The following is a 15,214-nucleotide window of genomic DNA, read 5'->3' as shown; positions in this document are numbered from 1 at the left end:
TTTATGTTTATCATAAAATATATTTTGACAAACATTGTTTTTGGTCGTAATTTAGTCAGCATGAAAATACGCATAAACCTTGATGTAGAGTTAGCAAAGAAAAAGATGTCACTCACGGAATTGTCGCAAAGAATAGGCATTTCGATGACCAACTTATCTTTACTCAAAAATGGCAAAGTAAAGGCGATTCGCTTTAGCACCTTGGCTGCGATCTGTGATGTATTGCACTGTCAGCCCGGTGATATTTTGGTCTACGAGCGTGATGCTGATTACTTAGATAATGATAAATAAAATCTCAGGAGCAGATATGTTAAACCGTGATCTCGTTATCCCGGCTATCGCTACGGTATTGCTAGCGATTCTATTTCCACTATATTGGAGCAACCTATATGGCCACGCGTTTGATGGCTTTGACACCGCATTTCAACAAGACCTTTATAGCCTGTCTTGGTCCGATGCCTTGTTTATGGTGATTGGTGCTCTTGAGATCTATATTTATTGGACCCTGGCGAGAGTATTAAAAAATCATTTGAGTTTGCGCTTGGCGCGGACAATGCTCATCATCTTAGCGTGTATTGTCGCTATATTTCACGCCACCATACTCTTTGATCTGTACTTTGCGATAACAGGCCAGGAGATGCAGCCTGATACGTTTTCAAATAGTGCGGTTGTTGCCCTATTTATTGCCGGTGGTTGCTTGTTACTGTACAGCGTTTTCGCTATTTCTTTGGCGCTTATCTTGTTAGTTGAGACAGCTCGTGAGCAAGTGTTGCTAAAAGTCTTCGCAATCATGCTACTCATCATTGCTACTTTACAGCTGACGATGGTGTTTGCCTACGTGAACTTGCTGCTATTCCCAATGGCACTTATTGTGCTAACGCTATTTTTCAGTAAAAAACCAGACACGCTGGAGGTGGTGTAACAGCACATCACTGACATACATGGCTTGGCGCCTTTGGCGCTGAGCTAGCATTTCGGCTTATGTCTTTAGCCAGCCCATCCTAATTTATCGTCCGATTGTTATCCTTTATATACGATTGCTCGTGCGCGCAGCGCTTATTCGCGTCTTAATTAAGTATGCTCACATCGGTGATGTGAACAGTGTGAGCCCTCAGCGGGTTTCTTACGTACCTGTTTAATTTATTTTAATTTGTGATTTTAAAAAAACTTATAAATACCATTGATTGTTATTTGAGTATCCCTATAATGACAGCAATTAAAATGAGAATGATTCACATCTTTAGTGGGATAACAACATGACATTGCGTAAATCTTTAGTTGCTAGTGCCGTGCTAGCTGCCACCTTAGGTTTAACTGGCTGCGGTGGTTCATCAGATTCATCAGATAACACCACCCCAGAACAACCAACAAATACAGCTCCTACCGACATCAGCTTGTCTAGCACGTCGGTAAATGACGATTTGGTGGGCGCTGAAGTAGGCGCGTTGAGTGCCACTGATGACGCTGATTCTGGTTTTACCTATACGCTGAGCGCTGATGAAGCGCGTTTTGAAATTGTTGACGGTAATACCCTCAAGCTTAAAGATGGTATTGCTCTGAACTACGAGCAGCAAACTGAGGTTAGCGTAAGCGTCACAGTGACCGATGCGGGTGGTTTAAGCTTTGCAAAAGAATTAACCGTAACGGTTGCCGATGTGGCCCCTGAAGCAGGTGTTAACCTTTATGAGTTCGATTCTAAACTAGGAAGCGGTTCTTCGGTGAGCTACACCGGACAGATCGCTCGCCATGCCCTAAGCGCAGAAATCAAAAACTACATTGGCCAACTCACTGGTGACTTTGTAACCACTAACAGCTTGACCGGCGATGCTGTAAAAGCGCAGTTGATGGCATTGTGGGGTGACTATGAAGCCATCAAAGACGGCAGCCTTAACTTCGCTGATGGCATTGAGACAGAGCAAAACTCTTTTGCTCAAATCTCTTCATCAGGTAAAGAGCTTAGCGGCAAAGTCGCTGGTGCAGACGCAGCGAAAATGCATAAAGACTGGCTTGCAGCCGGCAGCTTTGTGGGATGGAGCGAATTTGGTGCCGAGGCCGAAACACCTGAAGGGTTAGTGTTTCATTATTTCGACCTGCTAGCGGCAAACATTGATAAATACAATGCAGGCGAGCTGTTGGTTGACCCAGCGGGCAATCAAATCACGAAGTTGTACATTACTGAAACTGGTCTTGACCTCAATCAGCTTATTCAAAAGCACACCCTAGGCGCATTGATGTTCTCTCAAGGCACCGATGACTACCTTGATGAAGGTCTGACCACCGATAACATCGTGGCGCAAAAAGACGGTGCTTTATACACCACGCTTGAGCACCAGTTTGATGAAGGTTTTGGTTATTTTGGTGCGGCGCGCAACTACCTAGAGTACAGCGACGATGAAATCGCCGGTAAGGGTGGCCGTGATGGTTTTGCTAATGGCTACAACGATTACGACAGCAATGGTCAGATTGACCTAGCTGCGGAGTATAACTGGGGTAACTCAACGAACGCCGCAAAGCGTGACCGTGGCGCGACTGTGACCACTGATTTCACCGCAGCAGCGATGAACGCCTTTATAGCCGGGCGTAAAATCATCAACGATAATGTCGGCAGCGAGCTTAGCGACGCGCAAATGGATGAGTTATTGGCGCACCGTGATATCGCTGTTGCCAATTGGGAAAAAGCGGTTGCCGCTACGGTTGTGCACTACATCAACGATACGATGGCTGATTTAGATGAAATTAGCGATGGTGACTACAGTGCCGACAACTTTGCCGACTTAGCTAAGCACTTTGGTGAGATGAAAGGCTTTGCGTTGAACTTCCAGTTCAGCCCATTCTCTCCTTTTAATGACGATGCCAATGCTGGTAAGTTCGCCGAGTTACACGCGCTATTTGGTGACGCACCAGTAACAGGCGACGCCGATGCCATTGCCGCATACAAGGCTGACCTAGAAACAGCTCGTGACTTGATGCAACAAGTATACGGCTTCAACGCTGAGAATGTTGCCAACTGGTAAGGCTCAGCTGCATGGCCTAAGGCCAGCATAAAGATCATAAAAGGTTAGCTTTTAGGCCTCGGCTTAATGCTAGCCTTTTTGTCGTTTAAATCCCCTAGTGGGATACCTAGCAAGTGGGAAGGTAGAATGAAAAAAGCAATCCTCAAGCAGGGCGCTCTGGCCCTCGCTGTGGCATTCGCTCTGGGCGGCTGTGGTGAGAGCACCTCAAGCTCGCAAGGCGCCGGTTTTAATGACAGTGGCAGCGGTGAGCCAACCTCACCGACCGAGCCGACCAGCTTTGATGAAGCGGCGCTGGTGGCAAGTTTAGTTGATAACGTGATCACCCCGGCGTTTACTTTATTTCATCAGCAAGCACAAGCGCAGCAAAGTGCGATTGCCAGTTATTGTGAATTAGAAAAAGCCAGCGTACAAAGTAGTTCGGAGCAGGCGCAAACGGCCATGCTTGAAGCCCAAGATGCATGGTTAGATGCCATGGGCGCTTGGCAGCAGGTGGAAATGATGCAAATGGGGCCGCTTTTGACCAACAACGGCGAGCTGCGTAACCGCATTTATTCGTGGCCTGCTATTAGCCGCTGTGGCATTGACCAAGATGTGGTGTACCACCAAGACGGCATCATTAATAACGACCCTGAGCGACCATACGATATCAGTGCCCGTACCGCCACACGGCGTGGCCTCTTTGCGTTGCAACATGTGCTTTTTAATGAGCAGTATGATCACCATTGTAGCGTTGCTAATGATGCCTTAGCGGATTGGAATAGCCGCACAGTGCTGGCGCGTAAAGTGGCGCGCTGTGAGTATGCTGTCACCGCAGCAATGGATGTGCACAACTCCAGTGCTGAACTGTTGGAAAAATGGCAGGGCGACAATGGCTTTGCCGCCGAGCTCAAATCAGCGGGGCAAAGCGGGTCGCAGTTTGAATCTGCCCATAGCGCCCTGAATCACATCTCCGATGCAATGTTTTATTTAACCGAAGTGGTCAAAGATAAAAAGTTGGCGGAGCCCATAGGGATTTTACCTAACTCCTGTGGTACGTCTGCGTGTCCACAGGATGTAGAGAGCCTCGATGCTAAAAGCTCATTGGCGAATATCAAAGCCAACTTGCTCGCCTTTGAAGCCCTAGTCGTGGGTCAACGCCAGGGCGAGCCCGCGTTAGTGGGTTTCGACGATTACCTTGATGATGAGCAAGCAAGCGCCACTAAGGAGCGTATGCTGCAAGGGATCAGTGACACTAAAGCGGCGATTGCGGCAATTGAAAGTGACTTAGCCACTGCATTACTTGATAACGAAGAGCAGGTACGTGAAGTGCACACCCAGGTTAAAGCCATTACCGATGAGTTGAAGAACGACTTTATCAATGAGCTGGCACTTGAGTTGCCGACCACTTCGGCGGGTGATAACGATTAAGGATCATGATGAAACACAGTAAACTTGCCTTAGCCGTGAGTATTGCGGCATTTGGATTGAATGCTTTTGCTGCTGATAAAGAGCTCGAGCATATACAGATTATTAGCCACCACGACAAACTGCGCACCGAAGCAGGCTCGGCCACCTTAATAGGTGAAGCGCAGCTTGAAGAGTTTGAATTTGACGATATTCACCGCGTGCTATCACACGTACCCGGAGTCAACATACGCGAAGAAGACGGCTACGGCTTGCGCCCGAATATCGGCTTTCGTGGAGTGACGCCAGAGCGTAGTAAGAAGATCACCATTTTAGAAGACGGGGTGTTGATTGGTCCGGCTCCTTATTCTGCGCCTGCCGCTTACTACTTCCCGTTAACCACGCGAATGACGGCGGTGGAGGTCTTTAAAGGGCCTGCGGCGATAAAATACGGCCCACAAACCGTGGCCGGAACACTGAATATGGTCAGCCGCCAAGTGCCAGATTATCGTATTGGTGGCGTCGATTTATCTGCCGGTGGAGATGGCTACAAAAAAGCCCATGCTTATTATGGCGACCGCCAAGGCAACCTTGGCTTTTTAGTCGAAGGGGTGCACTTACAAAGTGATGGCTTTAAAGAGCTCGATGGCGGCGGTGATACCGGCTTCGATAAAGACGATTTACTGGTCAAAGTGGATTATCAGCTGGATGGCCAGCGTTTCGACCAGCGTTTTGAGGTCAAGCTTTCTTACGCCGATGAACTCTCCGATGAGACCTATTTAGGTCTGACCGACGCCGATTACAAGGCTAACCCTTATCGCCGTTATGCCGCATCTCAGCCGGCACAAATGGATACTAAGCATACGCAAGTGATGTTTACCTATCAGCTAAGCGCTGAAGATGTAAACCTAACAACGCGGGTTTACCGTAACGATTATGAGCGCGCCTGGTTAAAGCTAAATAGCCTGTCTAACAGCAATGCTAGCTTGTCTGATATTTTGGCAAACCCTGAGCAGTTTGCTGGTCAATATCAGGTGTTAAGTGGCCAGCGCGATTCTGTGCTCACCGGTGAAACCAATTACTTTTTAAATATGGGCACCAATGACCGTGAGTACTACTCACAAGGCATTCAGCTCGATGGTGATTGGCAAGTACCGCTGTTTGGCTTGCAGCACACAGTCTCGTTTGGGGTTCGTTTCCACCAAGATGAGATTGAGCGTAATCACTATGAAGACACCTATGCCATGGTTGACGGCATTAATACTGCCATCGCCGAGACCCGCCGGTTCACCACCGAGAACACAGAAAGCACCGATGCCTGGTCGGTGTATATAGAAGATCAGGTAACCATCGATAAGCTAACCTTAGGTGTTGGCGTGCGCGGTGAGCTGATGGATATGACCTATCAAAATGATAAGTCGGGTTTTGCTGATGATTGGCAACAAAAGACCACCCGTGTATGGTTGCCAGGGATCAGCGGCTTTTATCAGTTAGATGATAACAGCGGCTTGCTATTTGGTGTTCACCAAGGCTTTGTTCCTGCTAGCCCGTCAGCGCCAGTGCGCGATGGCGAAGACGAGTTTGAAAAAAGCGTGAACTATGAATTTGGTGGTCGTTATAACGACGGCATCACCCAATTTGAAATGGTCGGCTTTTTCAATGATTACGCTAATCTAATTGAAAGCTGTGGACAGTCAAATTGCGGCAGCCAAGGTCAGCTTGATCAAGAATTCAGCGGTGGCGAGGTCGATGTGTGGGGAGTCGAGTCGCAAATAGCTCAAACCTATCCGTTAAATCTGCAACTCGATATTCCTATGAGTTTGACTTATACCTATACGCAAAGCGAGTTCAAACAAGCGTTGTTCTCTGAGTTTGTGCAGTGGGGTTACATTCGCCCTGGCGATAGGCTGCCTTATTTGCCAACGCACCAAGCGACGCTCAGTATCGGGTTGGCACATAAAAATTGGGCGGTTGATATGCTCATTAAGTATGTCAGCGATATGCCAGAAACGGCGGGCGTCGGTTACGAGGGCTTTGATGTCGCCTTAGCGGGTCAAGAAGTGCCGGCAACGACGGTGGTTGATATCGCGGCTCATTATGAGCTTGGCCAATATGGCCGCGTGTATGCCAAGGTAGATAACCTGTTTGACCAAGACAACATCGTCAGCCGTCGCCCTTATGGGGCGCGACCGGGTAAACCACGGACGCTGTCGCTTGGTTATAAATACCAGTTCTAAGAGGGTCGGGCCATGCTAGAGACTATTTGGCAAAGCATTGCGCAAACGCCGGATTATCTGTTTGACGCCAATAAGCGTATTTTTATTGGTTACAGCATCATGGCCCTTATCTTAGCTGCGCTTGCTTATGGCTTGCGTAAGAGCAAGAAATCAACACGTGGCTTTTTTCGCTATGTGTTTGCCAAAAAAATCTGGTGGGCACCCAGTGCCCGCCAAGACTATCAGTTATGGATTTACAACCGTGTGCTTAAGGCACTGTTGTTTACGCCTATTATCTTGACCATGGTGCCAGTGGCGCTGGCCACAACGGAGTTATTAGAGGGCGCGTTTGGTTTACGGGCGCCGATGCCGTTGAGTGAAACCAGCGTGGTCATCATTTTTACCGTATTGCTGTTTTTAGCCGATGACTTTTCACGGTTTTTACTGCATTACGCACTACACAAGGTGCCTTTTTTGTGGCATTACCACAAGGTACACCATTCTGCTAAAGTGCTGACCCCTTTCACCATTTATCGCTCTCACCCGCTAGAGAGTTACCTTTATGCCTGCCGTATGGCGCTCTCACAAGGGATGGTGGTCGGTGTATGCTACTACTTATTCGGGACTAAGTTATCCATGGTGGACATTCTCGGTGCTAACATTTTTGTGTTCGCTTTTAATGCCATGGGGTCAAACTTGCGGCATTCTCATGTGTGGCTGAGTTGGGGGCGCCATGTTGAAAAATGGTTGATTAGTCCCGCGCAACACCAAATTCATCACAGTGACAACCCGCAGCACTTTGATACCAACCTGGGTTCGGCTTTAGCCATATGGGACCGATTATTCGGCACCCTCATTCGCGCCGATGAAGTGGGCAAGATCAGTATCGGAGTGGGTCAATACGATGCCGGGCATGATTCTATCTGGGCTATTTACACTAAACCGGTGCGCGATTCTTTCGCAAGCCTAAAACCTAAGCGCAAAGCGGATACTTTGAAAAAGCCAGTGGCATAAAAAGTAAGGTAGAGGAATAGGCTGGCGACGGGCATTGCCAGCCTATTAAATGAGGGAGTAGGCCCTCAGAAAGTAGTTAGTGGTAGGCGCTGCGCTTGGCAAAACCTAACTGATGTAGATGATTGATCAAGGCCGGGTCGTCTAAGCGCTCTGGGGTGCTGTCACCGCGCAGGGCATGATCTTTTGGCACTTGATAGACATCGAGCATTTTTTGGAATAGTACGTAACGTAAAAATTCCGGAGTCACACCTGAGTCTTGGATATCATCGAGCTGCGACTGCAATTCACGCATTTGCTGCTTATCAAGTTTGCTGTGCGTTGCTTGCTTATTGTCGATGGTCATAATCAACCTCCTACACACATCGGCAATTGCATATTAACGAATGTAATCTGGTTGCCTTTGCTAAATTCTGTGTTAAAAATAGTGACTTACATCACTGTATAGACCTAGTTTACTCCTTTTTTTACGGTTATTACCAACAACCGTGTAAAGCTTTGTAAATAGCGCCACACCTGTATTCGGAACGTTCCAAGCTTGGTGACAAGGTACAAAATTGATAAGTAAGTGATAACTAAATAAAACGCGTTATCACTTACCTAAAAGCGGGATTATTTAAGAAAGTGAAATTTTCTCTTTGACGTGCTCAGCGAAACCACTACCGGCCTCAAGGTAGAAGTTGTAAGTAGAGTTTACGCCCAATTCCTCGAGCTCTTTTTGCTGATCTGGGTAATTTGCAATGGCGGTAACTTGCCCCTCATACCCCGAAGCTTGTAACTGTTCTAAGGCGAAGATATTTTGATTGTGCTTGGGCATGGCTAACATCACCATTTCCACCTTCGCATGGTTCAATCGTTGCCAAAAATCAGGATCGGTGGCATCGGCAGTGACCACTCGACGCCCGCGCTTGACATGACGAGCCACCACTTCGGGTTTAATATCGATCCCCGCCACCGCTTGTGGGAAGCTCTGGGCTATAGTCTCATAGGCACCGGTGCCTATGCGGCCCATGCCAAAAATAGCGATGCGGGTATTGTGTAGATTCACAGGTAGCTCTTCTGGCAGTCGCGAGTCACTTTCAAAAGGCAGTAGCCAACGCTCTATTTTTACATAGATATCATTGGCTCTGGCATTTAACGGTGAAGCAATCACGAAGGTAATGGCGACCGCCGTGGCAACCACAGCTAGCCATTGTGACGACAGCCAACCACTGCTTGCGGCTAGCGCACAGACAATAAGGCCAAACTCACTGTAGTTGGCAAGCGTAAAAGCACTCAATAGGGAGGTACGCGCACGTAGGCGCACAGCATTAGTCAGTACATAATAAAGCGCGACTTTAAAGACCAGCACAGAGACCACCAAGATAGCTGCAACCAATGCACTGGCGGTGAGCTCGGCATTAAGACCTATGGTTAAGAAAAAACCAACCAGAAGAATATCTTTAAAGCTCAGTAATGACTTAGCGAGTTCACCCGCTTTTTTGTGGCTGGCAAACATCATTCCTAAGATCAAGGCCCCTAAATCGCCTTTGATGCCTGCAAATTCAAAAGCTTGATAACCGGCGACAAGTGCGAAAAAGAAGCCAAACAGGGGCAGTAGTTCGCCATGTTTGGAGCGGTTCAATATCCAAAACATGACTGGGCGCATCAGTGGCAACAACACCACTAGGGCAATCGCCCAGTAATTGGGTAATTTGCCAGTACTGGCTACTAAGAATAGCACCGCGAAGATGTCTTGCATGACCAGGATGCCGATGGATATTTTACCGTGGAGGCTCGACATCTCACCGCGATCTTCAAGCACTTTAACGGCAAAAACGGTACTGGAGAAACTAAACGCAAAGCCAAGCAATAATGCGGTTTGCCAGTTCAGGTCGATAAAGAGGGGCAGGGCGAACACCCCGAGCAGTAGCAAAAAGCCACAAAACAATGCGGTACTAATAATAATGTGGGCACTGGCGGGGAGCCACACTTGCACTTTCATCAAGCTCGATACTTTGAGCTTCAAGCCTATGCTAAACAACAATAGGGTGATCCCCAACGCGGCGATTTGATCCAATAATGCAGTGGTTTTATAGCCAGCCATATGTAAGACAAATCCGGCTACCAAAAAGCCGACCATGGGGGGAAGTTTTACTTGATAGGCGGCAAAACCACAAACAAAGGCAACGGCAAAAAAGATCAGTTCCATAAAAGTGTTATCTTAGTGCAGGTGTAATCAGTGTAACTAATTGTAGAAGTTATTGAAAATACTATGTATGCCAGGGCCCATTTCCTCTCGCTTTAATCGTGATTGAAGTTTTTTTATGGTTTGCATAAGTTTTCACTGACAAGGGCGCGCAATTGTGGTTAAGATGCAATAAAGGATTCATTAACAGGAGAAGTGATGTTTAAAAAAATCCTGGCCTCTGTAGGAATTGGTGCCGCGAAAGTCGATACGGTACTACAAACTGAGCATTTACACCCCGGGCAAAAGTTTCATGCCGAAATCATTATAAAAGGGGGTGAAGTAGAACAAGATATTTCTGGTTTGGAATTGGCCTTGATGACCCGCGTAAAAGTAGAGTCAGATGATGGCGATTACTTTACGAATCATATTATTGAAAAGTGGCGTGTGGGTGAGAAGCTGATCTTACAACCTGGTGAAGAAAAACGTATTCCGTTTGAAGCACGATTGCATTCTGAAACTCCGATCACCGAATTTATCGCCGGTTACAACCAAACCCATGTATGGATTCAAACAGGTTTAAATATCGATTTGGCCATTGACGCCAGCGATCGCGATCCGTTGCATATTTACCCTAACGAAGCTGTTAAAGCCTGTATGCAGGCAATGGATAGGCTGGGCTTTAGGTTAATGAAAGCCGATGTTGAAAAAGGCTATTTGCGCGCACCGAGCTTCCATTCTACCTCGGGGTGCTATCAAGAACTTGAGTACCGACCGCAAAGCGGCGGCATGTTTGGCATTCAAGAGGTCGAGCTATCGTTTGTCCCCGAAGCACATAAAACGCATGTTTTAATTGAGTTAGATCGCGCGTTTCGCTCCGATGGGTACATTGATTTGACCATAGAGCACGATCATGTGAACTTATCACAGATCTGCGACCAATTAGAGCGCTTAATTCACTAAGTTAGCAGAACAACAAAGCGTTAAGCCCAGCACCGCTGGGCTTTTTTAATGGGATATAAGTATGACGATACACTGGCTATGTAAAGGCTTTGATGAGCTGACAACCACCGAATTATTCACTTTGATGCGTGCTCGTGTTGATGTTTTTGTCGTCGAGCAGAACTGCCCCTATCCAGAACTAGATGATGGCGATATTGATGCCAATAGCAAACATATTTTAGGGTATCAGAACAATCAATTGTGTGCTTATGCGCGTTGTATCGACAAGTCAGAAAGTGTCGCTATCGGACGCGTGCTCGTGCTGCCCCATGCACGAGGACAGGGGGTAGCCCAGCGCTTAATGCAGCATGCTCTAGGCGTGTGTGAGCAGTTTTTTAGTGAACGTCCGGTAATGTTAAGTGCGCAGACCTATTTACTTGGCTTTTATCAGCAATTGGGGTTTGTTACGCGTGGGTCGCCTTATCTAGAAGACGGCATTGAGCATCAGGATATGTATTTGCATAAGCGCTAACCCCCGCTAAAGTTGCTTAATGGCTCATATCACCTACCTTTAGGGAATAAAAGTAACTAGTAGATGACAAGCCACCGGCTGGGCATTACAACGCCAGTGACTCAATGGAGGGCGACTTGAGTGCAACAAACACCCCGATGGAACCGGATACTGAAGAGGTCGAAGAACACCTAAGAGAAGCTATCGACGATAGCACTGTCTTAATAGTCGAAGACAATGATGCCGACTTTGATTTACTGCGGGAGGTGTTATCCCCTCATTTCAATGTTAAGCGCTGCCGTGATGGTGAAGCTGCGCTGCGGCTTATCATGGACATTGCCCCGCATATCGTGATCACCGAATTTAGTTTGCAAGGCATGGACGGTATTGTTTTATGTCAGCGAATTCGAGAGCACAGCCGTTTTGATGATATTCCGGTATTAATGGTCAGCAGTGAGGAGCATGCCCAGCGCGAAGTTGATTTTTGGGATGCTGGGTGCAGTGACTTTGTGCGTAAGCCCTACAGCTTAACGACCTTGTACAAGCGAGTAATGCACCATTTAAAATACAAGAAAATGCTCGATGAATACAAAGAAGCGGCCATGGTTGATTCACTCACAAAAGTGTTTAATCGCCGCTACCTTGAGTCCACCATGCTGCAGTTATCCAGTCGCCATGAAACACCGGAAATATCGGCCTTGCTGATTGATGTGGACTGGTTCAAAAAGTACAACGACAGCTACGGCCACCTCGCCGGGGATGCGGCGTTGGTACAGATCGCTGAAGTACTCACGCGTAGCTTAATGCGCTCGACAGACTTTGTAACCCGCTTAGGAGGGGAGGAGTTCGCGGTTATTTTGCCGCATACCGATGCAAGCGGAGCACAACTTATCGCAGAGCGGGTACTCACCGGTGTCAGGGCGTTAGCCTTACCTCATAAACACTCGGACTATCACCGCATTAGTGTCTCTGTTGGCGGGATCACCTGTGGATTTGCACCTGAGGACTGGCGCAGCATGATTAAACAAGCAGATGAAAACCTATACCAAGCAAAAGCACAAGGACGAAATAAAGCGATATGTACTGTTGAGCAGGGGAGTCAGCCGCAGTAACTCAATGCGGCTGACTAGCTAGGCTGTTAGCGCAGCGAGTTGATGAATACCAAGGAAATACAAATGGGGCAAACGAACTTGATATACCAAGGCCAGATTTTCCAGAACCAGCTATTCGCTGCCTCAGGGCAACCAGACTGAATTTCTTTGAGCAGTGACGCTCGATGCCAAATCCATCCCACAAAAACACAACACATAAGTCCAAGTAGGGGCTGTCCGAAGCGCGTTGTTAGCGCAATCACGAAGCCAAACAGTTGCTCAAAGTTGAAAATGATGGTGAAGCTCACTAAACAAATCAGTACGCCGATCACCCAGGTTGCTGGGCGGCGGTTAAGACCAAACTTCTCAACGGTATAAGACACAGGTGCTTCAAGCATGGAAATAGACGAGGTTAGCGCGGCAATGCTCATCAAGGCGAAAAAGGCAAAACCCACATACAGCCCCGCACTTCCCATGGAATCAAAAAGTGCCGGTAACACTTGAAAGACCAGCGTGTCTTCAGAAAGTAATTTGCCAGAGGCATCAAATATTTCAACACCTTGGGCTTGTGCTACGTACATCGCTGGGATTATCAAAAGGCCAGCAACAAAGGCTATAAACACGTCAATTAAGGTAACCGATGCACCGAGGGTAACGAGGTTTTCGCTTTTAGAGATATACGAGCCATAAATGATCATGACACTGGTGCCCAACGACAGCGAGAAGAATGCTTGGCCTAAAGCACTGACCAGCAGCGCCGGTTCAAATAGCGCAGAAAAGTCAGGCAGCAAGTAGTTCTTTAATCCTTGTGTCGCGCCTTCTTGGCTCATTACGTAGGCGATCAGAGCGAATAAAATTGCCAGTAACGCTGGCATCAATCGTTTTGACCACTTTTCAATGCCATTTTCAACGCCCTTACTAATGATCATCACGGTCAGGAGAATAAAGCCGCCTGCAAAGAGTAAGTTGCGTGACAGTGACTGGCTAGTCAGCCAATTGGCAGCCTCGCTCTGCCCGGCTAGTTGCGCTACTGGCTCAGCAGTGAAGCTGATCATCCAACCCGCCACTATGGCATAAAAGCTTAAAATTAACCCCGCACAAATGATGCCGCCAAAGCCAACAATAAAGGCTAAGGGGTGTTGCCAGCGATGGTTCGACACCTTCTTAAGCGACGCCACCGCATTGGCCTGACCATAGCGACCAACGACCAATTCCGCCATCAGTGCGGGATAGGCTAAGCAAAACGCCAATACTAAATAAGCCAATACAAAAGCAGCCCCGCCATTGGAGGCTGTTTGGGTGGGGAAGCCCCAAATATTACCGAGTCCGACCGCTGAGCCAGCAGCGGCCATTATAAAACCAAAACGGGAGCTAAACTCCCCACGCGACGCACTCATATTATTATATTTCTCTGTAGGTGAACGGCGCTCCCAATCTACTGTAATTTCCATGAAATAAAAAGCTCACGGGGGCATTAATTGCCCGTATAGCAGGGTAAAGCGCGCTGTACATAGAAAAAAGGTCGCCTATCATAAAGGGCCGTAATCTCGCTGTTTGAGCTTATTTGCGACCAAGTGTGATTCAGTGTAGGGAATGTAAATTGAAGGTTACAGAGGTAATTTAAGGGTGAATTTTGCCCCACCTAAAGAGTTTGATTCACTCACTTCTAAGTAGCCGTGATGCCAGACCATGACTTTTTGACATATGGCCAAGCCTAATCCATAACCCTGCGCAGAGCGGTGTTTGGCACTTTGATAGAAAGGTTTTAATATTGCCGCACGTTCTGCCTGAGGGATCCCGGGGCCATCATCTTCAATCGTAATCGCTAGAAAGTGACCGTCAATATCTGCACAGACGGTTACTGATTGATGTGCATAGCGAAGAGCATTACCCAAAATATTAATCAATGCTCGCGCCAGCCAGTGTAGGTCGGCGTTTATTTTTAATGCATTTGAGCAGCTTACCTCAATATGTTGCCCATTGGCCTTCGCTTGCGCTTGTAATTGCTCGCAAATATCGTGCAAGTAGAGCGACGCGCTTGTTTGACTATAGGTTAATTGTTGAGTTTGCTGTTGCAGAGCCGCGTAGCTCAGGTAGCTGCTTAGCATCGACTCCATGGTGTCTAAATCTTTTTCCATACGCTGGAGGTAGCGCTGTTGCGCGCCTGGGTCGTCATTTTCGATTGCCGCATCCAAGCCAAAGCGCAGGCAGGCAATGGGTGTACGAATGTCATGAGAGAGGCTCGACGCCATCAGTTTATTCTCATCGAGTAGCGCATTAATTTGCTCCGCCATGGCATTAAAGCGTCGCTCTAATTGTGTGGTATAGCTCCAGCGGCTGGCGCTAATACGTTTTTCTAAATGACCGTCAGCAAATTGTTGAGTTACATTAGAGAGCACACTAATACGACGGGTGAGGGGGATAAGAGGGAGCCACATACACAAACTGACCCCGGTGTAGAATAACACCGTGAGTAGCAAGTCATGATCCGCCGCTTTGGGTTTGGGTAGGCGCATGGTGAGGTGCTTCCCATGCAAGCTGTCGGCAGCGCGCACTAAATAAAGGCCCTGGTTATCGGCAAGTACTAGTCCGGAATTACTATACAGCTGGGTGATTAAAGAAGGGGGAAGGGCTAACGTAGCGTTATTCTCAAGACCGATATCGAGTTTGAAGTGTTGGTTTAGCGCATCCAATCCATGTTGCTGATTTTTCGCCTCGTACTCACTCAGGTAAGAGACCATTCCTGCAAGCACTTGCCGTTGTTGTGTGAAGTTATCCTGTTGCGTTGGGCCACTAGCGAAGCTGTCGATAAGCCAGCTTAGCAACACCACAGAAATTAACGCTGTGCATAACAAAGATAAGTACAGTTTTTTCATATA

General features: G+C 47.6%; 13 protein-coding genes. 9 read left to right on the top strand and 4 right to left on the bottom strand.

The annotated features are described in order from the left end of the window. Positions 1-60 precede the first annotated feature (60 nt). The 6 genes from PRUTH_RS07895 (at position 61) to PRUTH_RS07870 (ending at position 7,627) form a co-directional block, all read left to right on the top strand. Positions 61-291 (top strand): helix-turn-helix domain-containing protein, encoded by a 231-nt coding sequence (locus PRUTH_RS07895; RefSeq protein ID WP_045978285.1) that lies wholly within the window; start codon positions 61-63, stop codon positions 289-291. Between the two features lie 16 nt (positions 292-307). After that, on the top strand, positions 308-922 hold the full coding sequence (locus tag PRUTH_RS07890) for a hypothetical protein (RefSeq protein ID WP_151172995.1): 615 nt from the start codon (positions 308-310) through the stop codon (positions 920-922). Between the two features lie 334 nt (positions 923-1,256). Further along, positions 1,257-3,014, top strand: a complete 1,758-nt coding sequence (locus PRUTH_RS07885) for a DUF4856 domain-containing protein (protein ID WP_151172994.1) — start codon at positions 1,257-1,259, stop codon at positions 3,012-3,014. Positions 3,015-3,140: 126 nt separating this feature from the next. Then, positions 3,141-4,421, top strand: a complete 1,281-nt coding sequence (locus PRUTH_RS07880) for an imelysin family protein (protein WP_151172993.1) — start codon at positions 3,141-3,143, stop codon at positions 4,419-4,421. Positions 4,422-4,429: 8 nt separating this feature from the next. Next, positions 4,430-6,634, top strand: a complete 2,205-nt coding sequence (locus tag PRUTH_RS07875; protein WP_151173721.1) for a TonB-dependent receptor family protein — start codon at positions 4,430-4,432, stop codon at positions 6,632-6,634. A 12-nt stretch (positions 6,635-6,646) separates the two neighbouring features. Next, complete coding sequence (locus PRUTH_RS07870) at positions 6,647-7,627, top strand: sterol desaturase family protein (RefSeq protein ID WP_022945720.1); 981 nt, start codon at positions 6,647-6,649, stop codon at positions 7,625-7,627. Positions 7,628-7,703: 76 nt separating this feature from the next. Here PRUTH_RS07870 and PRUTH_RS07865 read toward each other — a convergent pair whose 3' ends face one another. Both PRUTH_RS07865 and PRUTH_RS07860 read right to left on the bottom strand, forming a co-directional pair. Further along, the gene (locus PRUTH_RS07865) at positions 7,704-7,970 is read right to left on the bottom strand and encodes a hypothetical protein (RefSeq protein WP_022945719.1); all 267 of its coding nucleotides are present in this window, start codon (positions 7,968-7,970) and stop codon (positions 7,704-7,706) included. Positions 7,971-8,240: 270 nt separating this feature from the next. Beyond that, positions 8,241-9,815 carry a cation:proton antiporter domain-containing protein gene (locus tag PRUTH_RS07860; protein WP_045978168.1) on the bottom strand — a complete coding sequence of 525 codons (1,575 nt, stop codon included), beginning with the start codon at positions 9,813-9,815 and terminating at the stop codon, positions 8,241-8,243. Positions 9,816-10,010: 195 nt separating this feature from the next. Here PRUTH_RS07860 and PRUTH_RS07855 point away from each other — a divergent pair, with 195 nt between their 5' ends. The 3 genes from PRUTH_RS07855 (at position 10,011) to PRUTH_RS07845 (ending at position 12,356) form a co-directional block, all read left to right on the top strand. Then, positions 10,011-10,754 carry a sporulation protein gene (locus PRUTH_RS07855; RefSeq protein ID WP_151172992.1) on the top strand — a complete coding sequence of 248 codons (744 nt, stop codon included), beginning with the start codon at positions 10,011-10,013 and terminating at the stop codon, positions 10,752-10,754. Between the two features lie 61 nt (positions 10,755-10,815). After that, on the top strand, positions 10,816-11,265 hold the full coding sequence (locus tag PRUTH_RS07850) for a GNAT family N-acetyltransferase (RefSeq protein WP_268838310.1): 450 nt from the start codon (positions 10,816-10,818) through the stop codon (positions 11,263-11,265). Positions 11,266-11,381: 116 nt separating this feature from the next. Beyond that, positions 11,382-12,356, top strand: coding sequence for a GGDEF domain-containing response regulator (locus PRUTH_RS07845; RefSeq protein WP_170268918.1), 975 nt, complete (start codon positions 11,382-11,384; stop codon positions 12,354-12,356). A 26-nt stretch (positions 12,357-12,382) separates the two neighbouring features. On the opposite strand, the gene PRUTH_RS07840 is transcribed toward PRUTH_RS07845, so the two are convergent. Next, positions 12,383-13,732, bottom strand: coding sequence for a sodium-dependent transporter (locus PRUTH_RS07840; protein WP_151172990.1), 1,350 nt, complete (start codon positions 13,730-13,732; stop codon positions 12,383-12,385). A gap of 210 nt (positions 13,733-13,942) precedes the next feature. Beyond that, positions 13,943-15,211, bottom strand: coding sequence for a HAMP domain-containing sensor histidine kinase (locus PRUTH_RS07835; protein WP_151172989.1), 1,269 nt, complete (start codon positions 15,209-15,211; stop codon positions 13,943-13,945). Between the last annotated feature and the right edge of the window lie 3 nt (positions 15,212-15,214).

Origin of the sequence: Pseudoalteromonas ruthenica, from assembly GCF_008808095.1 — a bacterium.
GTDB lineage: Bacteria > Pseudomonadota > Gammaproteobacteria > Enterobacterales > Alteromonadaceae > Pseudoalteromonas > Pseudoalteromonas ruthenica.
This window is presented reverse-complemented; position numbering and strand designations above follow the sequence as displayed.

Excerpts from the sequence above, each read along its gene's own strand:
- PRUTH_RS07895 (WP_045978285.1), top strand. The coding sequence starts at position 61 with ATGAAAATACGCATAAACCTTGATGTAGAGTTAGCAAAGAAAAAGATG.
- PRUTH_RS07890 (WP_151172995.1), top strand. The coding sequence starts at position 308 with ATGTTAAACCGTGATCTCGTTATCCCGGCTATCGCTACGGTATTGCTA.
- PRUTH_RS07885 (WP_151172994.1), top strand. The coding sequence starts at position 1,257 with ATGACATTGCGTAAATCTTTAGTTGCTAGTGCCGTGCTAGCTGCCACC.
- PRUTH_RS07880 (WP_151172993.1), top strand. The coding sequence starts at position 3,141 with ATGAAAAAAGCAATCCTCAAGCAGGGCGCTCTGGCCCTCGCTGTGGCA.
- PRUTH_RS07875 (WP_151173721.1), top strand. The coding sequence starts at position 4,430 with ATGAAACACAGTAAACTTGCCTTAGCCGTGAGTATTGCGGCATTTGGA.
- PRUTH_RS07870 (WP_022945720.1), top strand. The coding sequence starts at position 6,647 with ATGCTAGAGACTATTTGGCAAAGCATTGCGCAAACGCCGGATTATCTG.
- PRUTH_RS07865 (WP_022945719.1), bottom strand. The coding sequence starts at position 7,970 with ATGACCATCGACAATAAGCAAGCAACGCACAGCAAACTTGATAAGCAG.
- PRUTH_RS07860 (WP_045978168.1), bottom strand. The coding sequence starts at position 9,815 with ATGGAACTGATCTTTTTTGCCGTTGCCTTTGTTTGTGGTTTTGCCGCC.
- PRUTH_RS07855 (WP_151172992.1), top strand. The coding sequence starts at position 10,011 with ATGTTTAAAAAAATCCTGGCCTCTGTAGGAATTGGTGCCGCGAAAGTC.
- PRUTH_RS07850 (WP_268838310.1), top strand. The coding sequence starts at position 10,816 with ATGACGATACACTGGCTATGTAAAGGCTTTGATGAGCTGACAACCACC.
- PRUTH_RS07840 (WP_151172990.1), bottom strand. The coding sequence starts at position 13,732 with ATGAGTGCGTCGCGTGGGGAGTTTAGCTCCCGTTTTGGTTTTATAATG.
- PRUTH_RS07835 (WP_151172989.1), bottom strand. The coding sequence starts at position 15,211 with ATGAAAAAACTGTACTTATCTTTGTTATGCACAGCGTTAATTTCTGTG.